This is a genomic window from Mesorhizobium loti CJ3sym (assembly GCF_000472785.1).
Lineage (GTDB): Bacteria > Pseudomonadota > Alphaproteobacteria > Rhizobiales > Rhizobiaceae > Mesorhizobium > Mesorhizobium loti_E.
Map to the genome: position 1 here is coordinate 1 of NZ_AXAL01000036.1, position 17426 is coordinate 17426.

Consider the following 17426-nt stretch of genomic DNA (forward strand, 5'->3'; position numbering starts at 1 on the left):
CCTTATAACGCTCGACCCAGCGCGCCACGATCTTGGCCGTCACGCCGTAGACGCGCGCCGCATGGGCTTGGGAAAGAGCGCCTTCTATCACCGACAGCGCCATCTCCTCTCGACGCAGCGGCGTGAGACGGGCATTCTTGTGGATGTTCATTCGGACCCTCCGGTGGATGCTGAAGCCTGGTAACTCCAGTCTCCTCGATCCGGTCCGAATGGACAACCTCCCGAAAGCTCACAGCTAGAGCATCAGTGCCCGCTTGAGGTCGTCGTGCTCGAAGGCGCTCGCCATGCGAGTAATCTCGGCGGAGCGGGCACCGGCCGCCTTGGCGGTTTCGCGCCATGTCGCGGTCGCGGTCGCTACCTTTTTGATGATCACGCGAGCCTGCGGGAGCGTGAGGCCGAAGAATTCCGAAGCCGCCTCAAGCAGGTCGAGCGAGCAGGTGCCCTCGTCGAGGTCTATGTTCGTCGTCAGCACACGCGCCTTGAGGTCGTTGGGCACAGGGTTGAGGTCATAGGCAGGAGAAAGCGACCATCCAGCCTTGCCGAGCCAAAGGAAACCATGGTTGCGCAGGTGATCGTCGACATTTGAGATCAGCACGTTAAACACGACGCGCCGATAGAGAGCATGAGCGTCGGTTTTCCCATGCGCGCCATGCTCTGCAAGGGCGTCGACGATCTCCGGGTAGCTGCCGCGCTCACCGTCCCTGGCGCCCATCATCGCCATGGCAGACAGGAAAGGCATGCGGAGCGCGCCCGAACGATCGAAGCGCCGCGACAGCATCACCGCCTTGCCGGCGACCTCGATCAGCGCGTGGTGGGGGGTTGTGATACCGGCTCGGTCGGCCAGCCGCAGCGCGATCTCTTCCCAGGTCTCTATGCTGTAGTCGTCGGTCTCCTTCGGGAACTTGGCGATGGAAAGGTATCCGTGCTGGTCGATCACCGACGCTTTCGGCCGCGCGCCGCCGAGGGATGAGCCGGGTGCGAAGATGAGTTGAAGGTCCTCGTCCGTTTCCTCGTCCCGGAGGATCCGCTCGGTGATCTGGAGCAGCCGCCCTAATTCGATCAGGGCAGGAACGCCGGCGCGGATCGGCGCCTGGAAGGTCTCTTCGCCCGCCCAGCGGAATCGCAGTGCGCCCAGGCGTGTCTCGTCGGCGACGCCAAGCAGGTAATCGCTTTCCGCGAGAGTGCGAACGACGCGCCCTTCGTGTTGGGCAAGACGGCGCTCGGCACGCTGCATAAGACGGCGGCCCCACGTGTCGGGCGCGGAGTCTCCGATGGAGCCGAAAGTCACCCGTCCGGCGGGGGGGGCGAAGCCGCCGCGGGTCAGGGCTAGCGCAGGCTCCAGCGAGAACCGGTCTGGATCTGCGAGCCAAGCCCCATCATACTCGAAGAGGATGGTCTCCGTGCCTCGAACGCGAGTGTTCCTCGCCAGTCCGATAGGGCGCGTGCGGCCGTTCAGATCGATATGCACCTCGAAGTCAGTCATCGCGAGACGATCCGGCTGTCCGCTTGAGGTGGACATGCTTCGGCAGTTCGGCGCTGGCCAGAGCCTGTCCAACGGGGTCGTTGCCGATGTCGGCGATCTGGGTCAGACCGTCGAGCATGCCGAGCGCCTGAAGGACGCCGGCATAAATGCCGATGCTCACATTGGTATCTCCGGCCTCGATCTTTTGCAGGGTCGAGCGGGACGTGAAGGCGCGTTCCGCGACCACCGCCATCGGCAGCCGCCTGCGCCGGCGGGCATCGTGGATGTCCGCGCCGAGCTTGCGCAAGGCTCGGCGAACAGCTGCAGGAGGATTATGTGGAGTTGGCATTTGTTATCTTCGTGCTACCGATCAGCGAAATATGTAGCACGAAGCTTACAAAGCGTCCAGCCATTCGCACTGGATATGCCACGCGACAGCAGCAGTCTTTTCCACGCCGAAGATAAGGATGCGGTAATCTCCGCACGGGATGCGGAGAGCACCGTTTGGAATTGTACCCGGTACACCAATTCCTGAAGGATGAACCTGCGGCCGGCGGCAGCCGGCGCCCAACGGATAGCTGGCGTATAAACCGGAATCTCGCGCGCGTCCGCAACGTCGGACAAGCTTCGCGCGCGGGATGGAGGAAATTCGCCCCCGCCGCGGCGGTGAACGGGACAGCCGCAGGAGCGTCAGCATAGCGACGGCCGAAGGCCGGGACGCGGGACCGACTGTCCCCGCCACGGCGGCCCGCAGGCCTTCTCATGTGTATGGCTGTCGAGGGCTAGTTTTCTCGAGATGCATAGCCACGAAATCGAAGGGGCAAGTGTCCCCTATCTTGGTACTTCTGCCAGGTGCAGCCCGCTACGCTTTGGCGGGTGCCTTGCGCACCTTCTTCGGCGGCGACTTGATTGCAGCCGCAGTCGTCGTCGCTGCTGCCGCCCGAGCAGCCCGTTTTGGTTTTTCCGCCGCGACAGGAGTGGGTGCAGCAGCCTTGCGTCCGAGCCCTATTGATTTCGCCAGAGCCGAGCGGGTGGCCGCGTAGTTCGGCGCGACCATCGGGTAATCGGCGGGCAGGTTCCATTTCTGGCGATAGTCGTCGGGGCTCAGATTGTAATGAACTCCGATATGCCGCTTCAACGATTTGAACTTCTTCCCGTCTTCCAGACAGATGATGAAGTCCGGCGTCACAGACTTCCTGATCGATACTGCCGGTTCCTGCTTGACCACGGGTTCCGTCGCCGGCGTGCCGATCCCTTTCAGGGCGGCATGGATATCGCCGATCAGTTTGGGCAACTTGGCAACCGGCAGTGGGTTGTTCGACACATAGGCGGCGACGATGTCGGCCGCTATCGATACGGTATCAAGTCGGCCGTCTTGTTCGAGAGCAGTGGTCATATAGTTTTCCGCTTGTTGTATCGGCTGGATTTCAGAAGTTCAATTTTCCCATACCGCCAACGAGACAGATAGTGCATTTCTTTATACGATCCACATCATCAGAATCGATTGCTCGCGGCCGACGTCGGCAGCCTTTCGCATATGTCCGAGCCTGCTATAACGAATGCTTCGACCGCTCCTGCATTCACCACATTTGAACCAACCAGGATGAAAACCAGCATCGATCACTTGCCGGAGCACAAGCAGGCGGAACTAGCCCGGGTCGTCGAAATCCTGCATGCGGAATTCGAGGATGCGCTGTCGGAAAGCAGCGCGGACTGGAAGAAGAGCGGCCGTATCCTGAAAATCATCCTGTTCGGCTCCTATGCCCGCGGCGATTGGGTCGACGAGCCGAATACGATGAAAGGCTATCGAAGCGATTTCGATGTGCTGGTGGTCGTCAACAACAACAAGCTCGCCGATTTCGCCTACTGGTACAAAGCGAAGGACCGGTTGGAGCGCGACCGCGCCATCAAGACCCCAACCAGCTTCATCGTGCACAGCCGCCGCTTCGTGAACACGGCGTTGCGGCAAGGGCAGTACTTTTTCACCGACATACGCCGGGAAGGCGTCGTCCTCTACGAGCTCGACGATGAGCCACTGGCCGAGCCAAAGGCGCTCACACCGAAAGACGCGTATCAAACCGCCAAAGACCATTTCGGTGACCGCTTCCCAGGAGCGAAAGGCTTCCTCGACACCTTCCTCTACGTCCTGAAGCAAGACCGCAAAAAGGAAGCTGCCTTTCAACTCCACCAAGCTATCGAGCACAACTATTCGACCCTGTTGCTGGTGCTCACCAACTACAGTCCGCCGTCTCACAAGCTTACTTTCCTAAGATCTCTGGCCGAGGACCAGGATCGGCGATTGTTCGAAGCCTGGCCTCGTGAGCAGCAACGTCATCGCGCCTGGTTCAACACACTGAACGAAGCCTATGTGAAGGCCCGCTATTCAAAGCACTACCTGATAAGCGAGGAGGCGCTCGTCTGGTTGGGAGAACGGACAGCGGAACTTCACAAGCGCGCCGAACAGACCTGTCTGGAACATCTGGCGCGGATGAAGGAAGCCGTCAGCTGGTGACTTATCCCTTCAGCGCCTGCACTCGACACTGGGCTATCTGAGCCCCGTGGAGTTCGAGGAACAAGCTATGTTAGCTTAAGTGCCTGTCCACTGAACCGGCAGCAGGCCATTGCGCCTCATGTCGGCCGTCGAAGTCAGCTTTTCTGTTTTCCGCAAGCGGTCATCGTGTGATTGCTGGTTCGGCATTTTCCCTAGAGGCGGACTTTGGACGAAGGTGGTCGGGGACAGATCGGAGTACCTATCCCATCGCTTTTGGCGCGGCAAAATAAGTTACCACCAGCGTCAGCACGGTCAGGATTCCGGCAACGACGCTGGCCGCTGTAACGCCACCAGCGTAGAGGGCGGCGGTGCCTGCCCAGCCGACAGACGAGAACGCTTCGGCGAATGTAGCGATCCGCGAGGAGGTCTGGCGACGATGAAATTGGGCACGCCGCGCCTGCGCTCGGAACCAAAGCTGGATTATCGTCGCCGAGACCGCCGCCAGTGCCGAGCCGGCTGCCAGAACCAACGCGTGTCGAGCCGAAACCATCGCGAAAGCCAGGACGAACGGGGCGACGACGACTATGATTGCGCGCAAAACCGCCTCAACCTTTGCGCGTATGATGCTTGTCGCGGTCACTGGCGCGGTCGCCACCAGGTTGGGTGCATCCTCACCGGAAATGGCAAGCCAGGCCAGACCGCCGGCCAACTGCCCGGACGCCATCACCAACACGGGGATCATCAGAACCAGCGCGTCCGTGCCGTGGCCATAACTCTTCCACAGCAATATTGCGGGTGGCAGCATGTAGAGCAGTTGCATCAGGCTCTGCGATATGAGCCAGGGATCGCGCAGCAACAATGTCCATTCCTTGCGGCGCAAGGAGTGTCCCGGCGACGTCAGACGAAACGACGCTGCCTTGCCTTGGCGGATCGAACCGCTCTCGCCAACGTTGGCGGCGAGGGCCGTGTAGCGCACGAAGCGCCATGAGAAAATTACGACGGCGGCGGCGGCCAAAGCCACCGCACAGCCAAGCACCCAGGCCAGCCTCACGCCGTCGCCAAGCGCGGCCCGCGCCGGCCACCACACTAGGCTGTCCTCGGGCGGTGAAAGCTGGATTACCCACCCGGCCCGCAAGACCGCCAATTGGGAGAGCGTGTCGGTCGTGAAGATAGCGATGACCTGCAGAGAGATGACGAAGAGCGCGCCGACGACTGCGGCCACAAACTGAGCGGCAAAGCGCGTGCGCCGCGGGCCGACGACGTTAAACAAAAACGCGGTTAGCGTGATGGCCAGAGCAGCTGCAACGCACCCCGTCGAGAACACCACGCCATAGGCGGCCAGCCATTGAGCTCCCTGGCGCCAAGCTAAGACGTTGATGAAGGGCGATGCGATCAGCATCGCCATGGTGCCGATCGAAATCGCGATCATCGTCAGGCGCACGACAAAGACCCGCCGCAGCGCCACCGGGGATGAATGCAGCAATTCCAGATCGGCGCGGGCATACAGCACACGGGTCGCCGCCTCCATCGCCTGCGAGGTCATCAGGAAGAAATAGAGCAGCACACCGCTGGTCAGCAGTAGATAGTTGGCGCGCGAAACGGGAAAATCGGCGGCGGTAAAACGTCCAATCACAAATAACGCAAAGGCATGCGCGAGCAGCACGCCGACTATCAAGAATATGCCTAACCTGCGCGAACGCCACTTCTTGCCCGCAGTGAAGAGATAAAACCAGTCGCGCCAGGAGAGGCGCAATTCATGTGCCGCCAGCCACCCGATCGTTGCGGGATGGGCGCTCATGCCGCTTCGGCCACCAGCGCCAGGAAGGTATCTTCGAGGGCTCCCGCGCCATGGCCGGCCTGGCGCCGCAGTTGCTCGAAAGTGCCCTCGGCGATCAGCCTACCCTTGGCAATGACTCCGATGCGTTCAGCCATGCGCTCGGCCACCTCCAGAATGTGCGTCGTCATTATGACCGTTGCGCCGGCATCGACGCGTTCGCGCAACACCCGCTTGACCTGACGCGCCGAGCCGGCATCAAGGCCGGTCAGCGGCTCGTCAAGGATGATGATTTCCGGTTCATGGACCAATGCTCCAGCCAACGCCACCTTCTGTCGCATGCCCTTCGAAAAGCCGCTGCAATGCGTGTGTGCATGCGGCGTCAGGTCCAGTAGATCGAATAGCTGCCTTGCCCGTTCCTGTGCCGTGCTTGCCTTGACGCTCCAAAGACCGGCGACGAATTCGAGATATTCGAATGGCGTGAGCTTGTCGTAGATCATCGGTTCGTCCGATATCCAGGCAACGATGCGCTTGGCTTCGATGGGGCTTCGAAGCGCGTCGCGACCTGCAATGGTGATCGTTCCCGCATCCGGTTGTAGCAGTCCCGCAACCATGCGCAGCGTCGTTGTCTTTCCGGCGCCGTTTGGGCCAAGAAGGCCGTAAAACTCGCCCGCCCTGACGGTCAGGTCGAGGCCAGCCACCGCCGGCTTGTCGAAGCTTTTGTAGAGCCCACGAATTTCTAGCGCGTTCGCGGTCGTCGTCTCATCGGCCATGGCAGTCTCCAATGGATGGAGTTGGTAGCCCGGCAAACGGTTTCCCAGGGGTGAAGGCCGCACCCGTGCGTGAGACACCGTGTCCCATTGGTTAACGAACGGTAGTCGGACCCTGTGCACGCCGATCATCCGGGCTAGGCTACCTGGCAGGGTATAGGATGAGCACGGTGCACCGCGATGTTGGCTGAGCATCAGTCTGGAGGGCTCGGCGCAGCCGGACAACGGATCGCCATCCGATAGAATGCTTGCCACCTGAACCAAGGTCAGCTTTTTCGGGATCGTTCGCCGTGAAGCGGACAGTCAGCGATCGGCACCACAACAGTCTACCGGCGTTTCTCCACTGGCCAATTATGGTCGAAGGAGAACGAAATGGGACACTCGTGCTACGACCTCACCGCATCCGATCGCCGGGCATGGAATGCAGGCAAGAAGGTTGGAACGAAACGCCCTCTGAAATCTCGACAGATATGGGCAATACGCTTCGTTCTCGATCGAGAGCGGCGTCTGCGAGACAGAGCGCTCTTCGATTTGGCGATAGACAGCAAGTTGCGCGGCTGCGATCTCGTCAGGATCAAAATCGGCAAACTCGTTGTAGGACCGGAAATCCGAACTCGCGCGATGGTCATCCAACAGAAAGCCGGCCAACCTATTCAGTTCGAGTTGATGTTAGCGGCGAGCCGGAAGGCAGGGCTTCGGTGCCGTCTACGGCACCCGCGATGTGATCCAAGATATGAAGCAGGCGCTTGACGATCTGGGCAGGAAGACATCGCCGCCAAGTTAATACCTGGGGAACCTAAACTTGCTGACTTTGTTTCGGCAGCGTGAGTAGGAAATCCGAAGGAACGGATTCATGACACCCAAATCATCGCGCGATATGCCGGGACCAGAGCCTCGGAAGGACGAGGACCGTGATAGCAGAGAGGCCGTTGTCAAAACCCCAGACAAGACGAACGATTGGGATCGTGATGCTGTCCATGGCGATGGCGACACTATAGGGATTGAGCGCGAGGCTGACCGGAAGCCGGATTAGCTCTGGGGCTCTGAGGAATATCCCCCCTCCAAAAATCCTATTCGAATACGCCGCCGACATTGCGATGATCGCGATAGCCATTTGGGCAATGATCCACAAATTGGCCCGCCCATCCTATTATCTGACTGATGCCGGTCAAAGGCCGCTTTGAACCGGGTCGTTTCCAAGGGTCCAACCCTCCGCCGCTCGTTGACCTATGCTGGTTGATCCCAGGACACTCCAGAAACTGCCCGCCAACAAGACCCTCTCCGGTGGCGGGCCTTTTTGTAGCTCCCGTCCGCTGGCAGAAACGCTTGGAAAAGCTCCGCACCCACCCGATCATCCGCGCCATGTCTTTGTGGCAATGCGGCACCTGGGGGCGCGATCATCCGCCAGCCGCTGGGCATTCCCCAGAAGTTTGGAGTGTAAAACGCACCCCCGCAACCAAATCCGCACATCAATAATTTGAATACGCGTTGGCGCCGAAAGGCGCCAGCGTGTCAGTGATCTAGAGTCGATAAATTCTTCAGCATCTGAACAACTGAATATTCGCTGTTTTGACGTATCGTTCATCGGCATGCATGGCGGAGAATATGGTGGCGAACTGGCTTAGATCCGACCCCTTTTTGAAGGGCGCGCTGTTGATGATGGCTCTGGCGCTTTGGTGTATCTGGATGGCCATCGCCTCGCTTGATCCGAACTGGCATGTTTATTCATGGCCAGCGCGTCTGGTGGCGCTAATGCCGCCAACGGCAAGATTTGCTCTTCACGCAGCGCTGGCCTTTTTCTGTGGGCTTGTTGGAGTTGGGCTTGGCCGGATCAGGCTTAATATCGATCACGTCGAAATCAGAATGGACGGCATACGCGCAAAGAGCGTGCTGGGTTGGCAAGAGGCACGTTGGGCTGACATTGACCAAATCCTCTATCGCGCAACGACCGCGTTTCCAGGAATCGCGGTAGTGCGGAAGAACCCCACGATCATGGACCACTTATTGCTGAGGAGCAGGTTCGGGGTGTTACTTAGCCCAGATGTTTACGACCGCACCGTGCGGCAAGTCCCTCCCCAATATAAGAAGCTGCTGCGCGCATATTGGTGACGTGGAAAGCCAGGCCCGATCGGTCGACACCTCCGACGCGGCATCCTCAAGAACAAGCGGCCGTTGCGGGGTGGTGATGAAATCGCTCCCATCTGGCATTTTGTGCAGCTTTAACTTGGCTCGTATCCGTCTATGGGCCTCGGCCAAACCCGCGAGACCTTCAAACACGACTTCGCCGACATGATCCAGAAAGGACGAAGCACTAAGGTTGCAGGCGACACGCGACCCGGCACCATCGGCTGCTTGAAAGTGGCGCTGGCGGTGAGGATCTGAGTATCAGTGCAGCGCGGAAACACCCATTAGAACGCAATCCGCTCAACGCCGTTAAACCAGACCGTGTCATAGCAGCCCCCGCTTTCATCCCAAGTGAGGTGCATCAGCACCTTTCCCCCCACGACGTAGGCATCCTCATCTCCCCAATCGCCGAGCACCGGCTTGAGCGGATAGCTGCGGGTACGCACCGTCACCGGGCGCCAGAGACCTAGAACGCCAGCCAGCCAACCTGTACCGCGTGGCCTGCCCTTGAGCACGCGCGTGAAGCGCAGGCTGGCTCTTCCGTTGCCCTTGGCGATCACCCGCGCGTACCCGGCAAGTTCAGCGCGAAACAGCAGTTCCTCGGGCGAGAGTGGTGGAACCATGGCTTAACGCTCCATTTCGATCGACCGATATCGGGTGTCGTATCTGAGCCGGGGACAACCAACGCCAAGACGATGACGATGGCGTTAACCGTAGTGCCCTCAGGGCTTTCACTGATCGCGGCCGCCAGAATGAGGCAGCGACTATGAGGCAGCGGAATAGCGGAACGTCTTCTTGTCCTTATCCGTGCGATGAGCCGGCCGCTCGCCGCACCGGTATTGTCGCGATGAACCCGCCCACGACTTCCAGTAGCGCCAGGCCGGAGGTGAGATGATCGGATCCGCCGGAGCCGAGTATTTGATTCATAACGGGCCTGATCGATGACCAGCAAGTCAACGAAGACGATGCCCCCTATGGCGACGCTACACCACCGGCGCGGAGGAGACGTCGCCGGCGTGCGGTTTCGATATTTGCCATCATTTCGTTCCTCTCGGTAATGCGTCGTCGGATGCGTATCCCAGGCGCGGCAACTCGAAGCCAGTGCCGATGGTGATCGCGGCCTCAGCTTGGCGTGTAGCAAACTCTGTACCATGCAGCATTGCGAAAGATCAGAATGTCATGGGTCTTCTTGTCGATAGTTGGTCCGGCAAAGGCGAACGGCTCGGGAGTATGTTTCCCGCATTTGATTAGAAATGGTGTTGTCCGAATCGAATATGCGCAACGGCGCGGCAGCTCTCCGGCTCGCTCATTGATGGTGACTGACGATTTATCGCCTCCTAGAATGAACTGCAATTCGGGGAAGAGGTTATCCGGCGCGTTCGATTGGTAGTAGATGCAACCGTCAGCATAGCTATCGGCAAAGGCCGGCGACATCACCACGGTAACCACAGCAAAAGCGAACGCCACCTTACGCGCAAAGACATTTGCAACGGAAGGTGGCGTCGGCACACGATGCCGACAGTGCTCGTAGAATCCCACGACAAGGCTGGTCGCCATTGTGCGGTGCGGAGGGATTGAGGATGCGCGGCGAATAGCCATGGTTCCATCTGTACCCTTCACGATTGTCGGCGCTCGTATGGGCTCAGGATTCATCAAACCTCCCCGAGGGCTGGCGGCGCATCCCAAATTCGGGCTGCTCGCTATTTTTTGACTGACGGGCTATTGCTCCAGGGACTTTGCCAGCGCTTCTGCGGCCTCGTTTAGAATCTTCGTCCTCATCTCAACATTGCTGATCGTGGACATGTCCATGAAATCCCTGCTTTCAAAGGCCAGGCCGGGTTCCCATTTTCCGTTGACGAAGGAGGCTGCGGCGCCGTCGCTTCGAAGAATGGCCATGGTTCCATCCGTACTTCCTACGATCCTCGGTGGTCGCGTAAGCTTCGGATCCATCAAACCATCCTCCATGGGCTGGGTGGCGCGTCGCAAGCGCCCTGAAGGCCACGGGTGCGCGCTATTTTGACCGGCTCGCCTATCGCTCCAGGGCGTTGCGAGCGCTTCCGACGCGTCGTCCAAAATCTTGGCTGTCGCTTCGGCATTTTCGATTACCGGCATGTCCAGGAAGTCCCTGGTATCAAACGCAATACCGGGTTGCCATTCTCCGTTGAGGAAGGTTGCCGCGGAGCCATCACCTCGGAGAACGCATTTTATCCCGGCTATGGTTCCCACGATTACCGGTTCCAGCTTGGACTTGGGACTCATTGCCTTCTCAGAGTAGCTCAGACCAAACCGGATTGCCGCCCGATGGCCGCCGCCTGGGTGCGGTTGACGACGTTCAACGCTTTGAAGATCGCGGTGATGTGCGCCTTCACCGTTTTCTCGGATAGGCCGAGTTCATAAGCGATGATCTTGTTGGCCTGGCCTGCGCTCAACCGGCGCAGGACGTTGATTTGCCGCGCCGTTAGCGCCGACCATCCGTCGCCGCCGGCCGCCCGACGCGACCCAGGCAGTCTTATGCTCTCGCCGAGGACAAGCGGCGGAATGTAGATCTCGCCCTTCATGACCAGTTCGATTGCCGAGATCAGCGTGTGCTGACCCGCCGATTTCGGCACATAGCCGAGCCTGCCAAGCGCCAGCGCGCGCCGCCCTTCGTGCGGATCCTCGGATGAAGACAGCACGATGACCGGCAGGTCGGGACGCTTGCGACCAAATTCGGTGATCGCCGCCATGCCGCCCATGCCCGGCATCATCAAGTCCAGCACGACGATGTCCATGTCAGGGTGTTGGTCGAGCAGTCGCAGGGCCACGGGGGCGCTTTCCGCCTGGACGATGGACATGTCCGTCCCCGTCTGGCGAAGCAGCGCCGCCAGACCCTCGCGCAAGACCGGATGGTCGTCGACGATCATGAGCTTCATGCCGAGACTATTCAGCTTGAAGCAGGCCTGGCGCAAGAGGCTTCGGAGCAAGATGAAAGCATAGACGCCGCGCTGCGCCACGGCTTCGGTAGCCTTTCGCATCTATCCGAGCCTGCTATAACGAGTGCTTCGACGCGCTCCTGCGTTCACCAGATCTGACCGACCAGGATGAAAACGAGCATCGATCATTTGCCGGAGCACAAGCAGGAGGAACTGGCCCGCGTGGTCGAAATCCTGCATGCCGAATTCGAGGACGCGCTGGCCGAAAGCAGCGCCGACTGGAAGAAGAGCGGCCGCATCCTGAAGATCATCCTGTTTGGCTCCTATGCGCGTGGCGATTGGGTCGACGAGCCGTTGACGATGAAGGGCTATCGCAGCGATTTCGATCTGCTGGTGATCGTCAACAACAACAAGCTGTCCGACTTCGCCTATTGGTACAAGGCCAAGGACCGGTTAGACCGCGATCGCGCCATCAAGACACCTGCCAGCTTCATCGTACACAGCCGTCGCTTCGTGAACACGGCGCTGCACCAGGGGCAGTACTTTTTCACCGACATCAGCCGCGAGGGCATCGTCCTCTATGAACTCGACGATGAACCGCTGGCTAACCCCAAGCACCGTAGCCCTGCGGATGCCCTCGCTTCTGCCAGCGAGCACTTCCAGAATCGTTTTCCATTCGCGACCTACGAACTGAAGCTGTTTGCGACCGCTCTCAGAGACAGACAGTTCAACCACGCTGCGTTTCAACTGCACCAGGCCATCGAGCATGCATATGCGGCGATGCTGCTGGTGCTCACCAACTACAGCCCACCATCGCACAAGCTAAGCTTCTTGAGGTCTTTGGCCGAAGATCAGGACCGGCGATTGTTCGATGCGTGGCCCCGTGAACAGCAGCGTCATCGGAGCTGGTTCAACACACTCAACGAAGCCTATGTGAAGGCGCGCTATTCGAAGCACTATGTCATAAGCGAGGAGGCGCTCATCTGGTTAGGTTGCCGCACAGCCGAACTTCATAAATGCGTAGAACAGATTAGCCAGGAGCATCTAGCGCGCATGAGAAAAGCAGCAGGGCCTAGTTAGATTTGACACTTGGTTGAGGGTTCGAGTCCCTCAGCGACCACCATTCAGTCCGCCAGTTCTGGCACCCTTTCGACTGGCTCAAAATAACTTCTACATTTCCGTAGGTTAGCGGCGTTTTCACGGCAACGCTTTGCGGAGACGGCCGCTCCTCAGCCCAAAATGCCCCGATTCAGGGCCTTCGTCTCTGAAGGCCCATTTCCGTAGCCAACTGTTTGGAAAAGCGATGCTCGGCTGATGGTCAGAATCAAACGCCGAGGAGGGCAGCCTGATCTGGCCAGGCGAGTGGAAGGCCGGACAGGCGCGAGAGCCTGTGGGCTGTGAGTTCAATTGGCTGGTTTCCAGCAATGATCTTAGACACAACATTTGACTGGCTTCGTCGCCGCGGTGCCTGCGAGGCGAGTAGTGCCTGGGCCTCCTCGAACGTGGCCGACGTGACACTTTTTGGCGCCGTTTTCCAGCGCGGTTCAGTAGACAACATCCCGACCGGCGGGGTGTTCCGCGTCCTTCGTAGCGGCCGTCACCGCGGCAGAGTGATGAATATCGCCCGGAAGACAGCTGATGGACAGATGGATGATAGTCCGACCGTCCGGCGACACGTCGAGCGTGTCGCCGTCCCTCAGCCTTGTCTCGTCATCCCGCATGACCTGAGCATCGTTCCCCGACCGCGAACGTCATCGAAGCCAACGATCGAGGCTCGCAAACCTCTACGGAGTTACGGCACGAGGGCGCCTTGCCGCGACACTACCGGATGATATGATATTGTCGGGACATGGCCAGCTAGGCGCATTGTTCCTAAATGCACAGACTCCGCCTCAGGTCGCGAACCTCGCCGGTAGTAAGCTCGATCTGCCCGGAGCTCCTGAAAGAAGGGGAAGTTCAACGCGATGCTTGCACGGCTGGCTTTGATCAGCTTGGTCCTGAATTTCTACCAGGCCGTGGCAGTGACTGACACGTTCGCGTCCGAAACCTATTCGATGCAGCAGTTCAGCGTGGAGCAGACCGTGAATGCCGTGGGCTTTAGCCCGAGCGGGGACCGTATCGCATTCGCCACCGACGCCGGCTCGGTCGTCATCTTCAACACGTTGGACGGCAAGCATATCGCCGAGCTCAGGACCGGAGATGCCGGCTCTCTAGCCTGGAGCCCGGATGGGTCGCTGTTCATGGTGGGATCTTCGAAGCGATTGGCCTTTTGGGACGCCAGTTATTCGAAGCAGGTTGCGGCGATACCTACGGACGCGGCGCCGCAGAGCGGGACACGAGCCAAATTCAGTCCCGATAGCAAGCGGGTGGTCATCATGCTCTATGATGGCACGGCGGCAGTTTGGGAAATCAATGTCGCGCGCCAGGTCGCCCTTTTGAAGGGGCACACGGATCAACTGACCGACGCGAGCTTCAGCCCTGACGGGAGCCGCATTGTTACCTCCGACTACGACCATACCGCGAGAGTCTGGGATGCCAGCACCGGCAGCCAGATTGCCGTGCTCGAAGGGCACGAAAAAGTTGTGCGCAGCGCCAGGTTCAGTCCAGACGGAACACGCGTTCTGACTGTCGCGGATGACCAAACCGCGCGGGTGTGGGACGCCGCGAGCGGAACCTTGATCGCCGTCTTGCGCCATTCGGACGGAGTCGAGGCTGCGGCATTCGATCGCGAGGGCAAGCGCGTCGTGACCGGTTCCGATGACGGCGCGGCGCATGTCTTCGACGCCGGCAGCGGCGAAGAAATCACGACCCTGAAGGACGACGGGGCCGACCAGGTGCTTTCCGCCACCTTCAGCCCGGACGGCACGCGTATCGCGACGGGATCGTCCGACCTCTCCCTGCGCATCTTTGATGTCGCTAGCGGCAGGCTGATCGACAAGCTGAATGCCGGTATGAGCGATATCATTTCCGTGCGCTTCAGCGACGACGGCGGTCGCCTATTTGCAATCCCGCATGGCGCCGCTGGCATTGTCTTTACCTCGCAGCAGCAGGAGGATGTCCGGCTAGAAGACGGAATAGCGGGCATATGGGGCATTGGTCCTCCCGACGGCATCGAGGCAACAGCGGAGGACCTACGCGTCTTCTGTTCGACCAGTCCCTATATAGTCCATCCGGATGGGCTCGTTGAATTCCTTGTCGGTGGCGAAGGTGAATTGCTTCAGCCCAGGCAGTTCATGCGTTGCAAGGCCGACCTGACATGCGGCGTGTTCGAGGGCGCGATTTCCTCGATTATCAGCACACCTGTCGACAAGGCGACTTTCACCTTTGTCGACGGCAAGGGCACCATGTGCATGGCCAGCGATCCCGACAATTGCCAGACTCTTCGCAAGTGCCCAAAGCTGGAATGGGACGATGCGGCGCGCGCCAGCGGTCATGCCGAGCAATGGGACAAGCTATTTAGGGCGGCCGGCAATTGAAATGCGCAAGATCACCGGGTGCTTGTCGCAATAGCAATTGCTGCCTACGCAGTACACGGTCTCATGGCCGATGACTTGGTGATGCCCTATGATTGGTGGAGCCGGGGTTCGACCAATCATACAAGATTGCTCCATCTCCACGGCATGGGGGCGATTGGAGGGTCAGTTCGCCTTCTGCTCGGCGCTGCAGGTTTCGCCATTCTGTCTTACGGGAAACTCAGTGCTAAACCCGGCACAAAGCCTGGTAAGGAGCCCTACACAAATCTGGCCGCAATTTTGATAGCCTTCGGCTCCCTGTTTTTCCTCGGAGTGACGCTGTTGACGCATTGGTTCATTCAATGAGGATCATCTCCGGCACCATGCCGGATTTCGTTGAGCGGCGGGGACAAACCCAAAGCGGGCGCAGCGTTATCTGCATTGCTCGGGATGGCAGCGGCGGAATGGCAAAGTCGGCACTTGTCGGCCAAAGGGGAAAGCGATGACGAGGATCGGCACGATGGGACGGGCAATCGAAACGATGACGATCCGAAATGTCGATGACAAATTGAAGAAGCATCTGCGCAAACCAGACCAGCGGGATGACGGTAAACGGAAGTAGCATCGACAACATAACCTGGCTGAAGACGTGCAGCGCAAGCCCCAACCGTTATGGTCGCCAATCCCGAGAACAGCTAATGCCTGAGCGCTTATTGCAAGCTGTTTTTCGCTCACTGCTTACAAGCAAAACCGGGCGGTCGGCCTTCGCCGGCTCTAAGGGGCACTGTCCGGTTCTACAATCGGGATCTGACTGGGGCTCCTGGAAGGTTTTCGAACTTTCTGGGTCGCGCCTCAGCCTGAAACTGCCGGTCGGCAACTGGCCCCTTAGCTGCCAGGCAGCGTTGCGCCTTGCCTTCACAGCCTTTGCACTTGAAACGGCTCATGAAGAGGCTGGCCTCAGAAGCGCCGCCGATCCTCGAAATCACACCAGACCGTGCGATGGCGTGCCTGAACAAACGACCTGCTGGGCCTCGATCTCCCGGCCGGCAGCATCGGCTATCTTTTCACATCGCTCAGTCCAGCTTGCGGATTCAAGGCTCCTCCTGATTGGGGTGCTCCGTTGATTCCATTGCGAGATTCCGTCAGATGGCGCTACCGTAACGGATGGATTTCTCATAATTGTCAGTGAGTTAATTGGGATTTTGGTAGCGGGAGACCGATACACAGCTAGACCCACTATCGAAAAAGCACTGTTCTACTATCGGCGACGCTCATTCGAAAATGTAATCGTCGATGAACGCCTGGGATAAGGTAGTGTGACCCGGCACGTGGCCGGTGGGTCGTTTTGGCCGAAAAACCCAGAGCGTCCGAGGTGGGACGCTCCAGAAGCTTGTCGCCACTATGCACTTGGGCTTGCGGTTGGCAGGAACCCTTTTTACAGAGGTCGACACCGGTTTGCATCCCTAGCCCCGCCGCCTTCGCGAGCCCCGTTCACATGTTCCAGACCGTCCACGCGGATCCTCAACCTTGCGCTTGTCGCGGCGCATCTGCACTCCGACAGCCGCGTCAAGCCGTCCCTTGGGAAGTCCGTAGGGAACGAACGCGTGGTCCGTTCGCGCGCCTGGACCACTACAGCCCCCTCCAAGCAGCATCTCGAAGAGACTGGACCCGGCAAAAAGAAACCATACAGTAGCTACGCGAATGGAGTCTACTGTCGCCTCTGGGTTGCCTGCTACCATGCCTCTCCAGGTCTAGGCTTGCGGCAGCACCAGCCAAGTTCAAGCTGGATCTCGCCCTGGCCAGCTGGAACCCCCGCCAAGCGCTCTTTCGACGACGCCACGAACAAAGGTGTCATCAAGCTCTTGCCGCGAAAACCATCGGCGATAAAACAGCGGCCCGGCGATCGCCGCTGTGAGATCCGATACATCGAAATCCGGCCCGAGTTCACCGCGCGCTTGCGCCCGCGCCGCAATCTCGCTGAACCCCGACATCATCCCGGCATGAGTGCGCGACTGAAACTCAGCGACCTCATGATCGCGCTCGGCGGCGTCGATGATGGAGGGCATCGCGGACGACCATCGGCCTGTCTGCAAGCGTTGAGCAAAGCCCAACGTGAATGCGGTCAGGTCGCCCCGAAGACTCCCTGTGTTGGGCGTCACCAGGCGGGGGGCGAACTGCATGACGGCATCAAACAGCAAGGCTGTGCGCGTCGGCCAATATCGATAGAGCGTGGTCTTGGCGACGCCCGATCGGCGCGACACTTCGTCGAAGCTGACGCCGCTAAGACCAGCCTCGGTTAGCAGCTCATAGGCGGCGGCCAAGCTCGCGGCCTTCACGGCCTCTTTCGAGCGCCGCAGCGGCTCCGGTCCTTTGGTTGGCGCCACCACGCTTTGGGACTTTCTGGACACTTCTCTTGACTCCTGCAGTGTAGCTACTATATC

General features: G+C 59.5%; 17 protein-coding genes and 2 pseudogenes. 7 read left to right on the plus strand and 12 right to left on the minus strand.

Annotation, left to right across the window (positions count from 1 at the left end):
- The 4 genes from A3A9_RS43195 to A3A9_RS40045 form a co-directional block, all read right to left on the minus strand.
- The coding region (locus tag A3A9_RS43195; RefSeq protein ID WP_245279180.1) for a helix-turn-helix domain-containing protein at positions 1-151 on the minus strand (151 nt) is incomplete at its 3' end.
- Positions 152-235: 84 nt separating this feature from the next.
- Positions 236-1483: a type II toxin-antitoxin system HipA family toxin gene (locus A3A9_RS0132605; protein ID WP_027062348.1), complete on the minus strand. Its 1248-nt coding sequence runs from the start codon at positions 1481-1483 to the stop codon at positions 236-238.
- A complete protein-coding gene (locus tag A3A9_RS0132610; protein ID WP_027062349.1) occupies positions 1476-1811 on the minus strand; it encodes a helix-turn-helix domain-containing protein in 336 nt (111 codons plus the stop codon). Before A3A9_RS0132610 ends, A3A9_RS0132605 begins: the two co-directional genes overlap by 8 nt.
- A gap of 513 nt (positions 1812-2324) precedes the next feature.
- Positions 2325-2858, minus strand: coding sequence for a MucR family transcriptional regulator (locus A3A9_RS40045; protein WP_051371358.1), 534 nt, complete (start codon positions 2856-2858; stop codon positions 2325-2327).
- Positions 2859-3065: 207 nt separating this feature from the next.
- On the opposite strand from A3A9_RS40045, the gene A3A9_RS0132620 reads away from it, so the two are divergent.
- Entirely contained in the window at positions 3066-3974 is a 909-nt protein-coding gene (locus A3A9_RS0132620) for a nucleotidyltransferase and HEPN domain-containing protein (RefSeq protein ID WP_027062350.1), read from the plus strand.
- 238 nt (positions 3975-4212) lie between these two features.
- Here A3A9_RS0132620 and A3A9_RS0132625 read toward each other — a convergent pair whose 3' ends face one another.
- Together A3A9_RS0132625 and A3A9_RS0132630 are read right to left on the minus strand one after the other, a co-directional pair.
- Positions 4213-5751: a hypothetical protein gene (locus A3A9_RS0132625; RefSeq protein WP_027062351.1), complete on the minus strand. Its 1539-nt coding sequence runs from the start codon at positions 5749-5751 to the stop codon at positions 4213-4215.
- On the minus strand, positions 5748-6500 hold the full coding sequence (locus A3A9_RS0132630) for an ABC transporter ATP-binding protein (protein WP_027062352.1): 753 nt from the start codon (positions 6498-6500) through the stop codon (positions 5748-5750). The genes A3A9_RS0132625 and A3A9_RS0132630 overlap by 4 nt, the downstream gene beginning before the upstream one ends.
- A 369-nt stretch (positions 6501-6869) precedes the next feature.
- Here A3A9_RS0132630 and A3A9_RS45940 point away from each other — a divergent pair.
- The 3 genes and pseudogenes from A3A9_RS45940 to A3A9_RS46585 form a co-directional block, all read left to right on the plus strand.
- Positions 6870-7163 (plus strand): annotated as a pseudogene (locus A3A9_RS45940) (integrase); the annotation flags it as partial.
- Positions 7164-8105: 942 nt separating this feature from the next.
- Entirely contained in the window at positions 8106-8606 is a 501-nt protein-coding gene (locus A3A9_RS0132645; protein WP_152536224.1) for a hypothetical protein, read from the plus strand.
- Between the two features lie 114 nt (positions 8607-8720).
- A pseudogene (locus tag A3A9_RS46585) lies at positions 8721-8852 on the plus strand (site-specific integrase); the annotation flags it as partial.
- A gap of 53 nt (positions 8853-8905) precedes the next feature.
- Here A3A9_RS46585 and A3A9_RS0132655 read toward each other — a convergent pair.
- The 4 genes from A3A9_RS0132655 to A3A9_RS0132670 form a co-directional block, all read right to left on the minus strand.
- Positions 8906-9244: a hypothetical protein gene (locus A3A9_RS0132655; RefSeq protein WP_027062356.1), complete on the minus strand. Its 339-nt coding sequence runs from the start codon at positions 9242-9244 to the stop codon at positions 8906-8908.
- Between the two features lie 499 nt (positions 9245-9743).
- Positions 9744-10274, minus strand: a complete 531-nt coding sequence (locus A3A9_RS44390; protein WP_152536225.1) for a hypothetical protein — start codon at positions 10272-10274, stop codon at positions 9744-9746.
- 66 nt (positions 10275-10340) lie between these two features.
- A complete protein-coding gene (locus tag A3A9_RS0132665) occupies positions 10341-10880 on the minus strand; it encodes a hypothetical protein (protein ID WP_027062358.1) in 540 nt (179 codons plus the stop codon).
- Between the two features lie 17 nt (positions 10881-10897).
- Positions 10898-11524: a response regulator transcription factor gene (locus A3A9_RS0132670; RefSeq protein ID WP_245279178.1), complete on the minus strand. Its 627-nt coding sequence runs from the start codon at positions 11522-11524 to the stop codon at positions 10898-10900.
- Positions 11525-11701: 177 nt separating this feature from the next.
- Between A3A9_RS0132670 and A3A9_RS0132675 the strand changes: the two genes are divergently transcribed.
- From A3A9_RS0132675 to A3A9_RS0132690, 3 genes are all read left to right on the plus strand, one after another.
- Entirely contained in the window at positions 11702-12613 is a 912-nt protein-coding gene (locus A3A9_RS0132675) for a nucleotidyltransferase and HEPN domain-containing protein (protein ID WP_027062360.1), read from the plus strand.
- A gap of 941 nt (positions 12614-13554) precedes the next feature.
- A complete protein-coding gene (locus A3A9_RS0132685; protein WP_210163698.1) occupies positions 13555-15009 on the plus strand; it encodes a WD40 repeat domain-containing protein in 1455 nt (484 codons plus the stop codon).
- Between the two features lie 63 nt (positions 15010-15072).
- Positions 15073-15351: a hypothetical protein gene (locus A3A9_RS0132690; RefSeq protein ID WP_027062362.1), complete on the plus strand. Its 279-nt coding sequence runs from the start codon at positions 15073-15075 to the stop codon at positions 15349-15351.
- Here A3A9_RS0132690 and A3A9_RS0132695 read toward each other — a convergent pair.
- Complete coding sequence (locus A3A9_RS0132695) at positions 15341-15652, minus strand: hypothetical protein (RefSeq protein ID WP_027062363.1); 312 nt, start codon at positions 15650-15652, stop codon at positions 15341-15343. The two genes, A3A9_RS0132690 and A3A9_RS0132695, sit on opposite strands and share 11 nt — an antisense overlap.
- A gap of 1111 nt (positions 15653-16763) precedes the next feature.
- Positions 16764-17393 carry a TetR/AcrR family transcriptional regulator gene (locus tag A3A9_RS0132700; protein ID WP_202596428.1) on the minus strand — a complete coding sequence of 210 codons (630 nt, stop codon included), beginning with the start codon at positions 17391-17393 and terminating at the stop codon, positions 16764-16766.
- Positions 17394-17426: the final 33 nt, after the last annotated feature.

Bases quoted from the DNA above. Each gene is read 5' to 3' on its own strand.
- A3A9_RS0132605 (WP_027062348.1), bottom strand. From the start codon at position 1,483: ATGACTGACTTCGAGGTGCATATCGATCTGAACGGCCGCACGCGCCCT.
- A3A9_RS0132670 (WP_245279178.1), bottom strand. From the start codon at position 11,524: ATGATCGTCGACGACCATCCGGTCTTGCGCGAGGGTCTGGCGGCGCTG.
- A3A9_RS0132690 (WP_027062362.1), top strand. From the start codon at position 15,073: ATGGCCGATGACTTGGTGATGCCCTATGATTGGTGGAGCCGGGGTTCG.
- A3A9_RS0132610 (WP_027062349.1), bottom strand. From the start codon at position 1,811: ATGCCAACTCCACATAATCCTCCTGCAGCTGTTCGCCGAGCCTTGCGC.
- A3A9_RS44390 (WP_152536225.1), bottom strand. From the start codon at position 10,274: ATGAATCCTGAGCCCATACGAGCGCCGACAATCGTGAAGGGTACAGAT.
- A3A9_RS0132655 (WP_027062356.1), bottom strand. From the start codon at position 9,244: ATGGTTCCACCACTCTCGCCCGAGGAACTGCTGTTTCGCGCTGAACTT.
- A3A9_RS0132675 (WP_027062360.1), top strand. From the start codon at position 11,702: ATGAAAACGAGCATCGATCATTTGCCGGAGCACAAGCAGGAGGAACTG.
- A3A9_RS0132620 (WP_027062350.1), top strand. From the start codon at position 3,066: ATGAAAACCAGCATCGATCACTTGCCGGAGCACAAGCAGGCGGAACTA.
- A3A9_RS0132665 (WP_027062358.1), bottom strand. From the start codon at position 10,880: ATGAGTCCCAAGTCCAAGCTGGAACCGGTAATCGTGGGAACCATAGCC.
- A3A9_RS0132625 (WP_027062351.1), bottom strand. From the start codon at position 5,751: ATGAGCGCCCATCCCGCAACGATCGGGTGGCTGGCGGCACATGAATTG.
- A3A9_RS0132630 (WP_027062352.1), bottom strand. From the start codon at position 6,500: ATGGCCGATGAGACGACGACCGCGAACGCGCTAGAAATTCGTGGGCTC.
- A3A9_RS40045 (WP_051371358.1), bottom strand. From the start codon at position 2,858: ATGACCACTGCTCTCGAACAAGACGGCCGACTTGATACCGTATCGATA.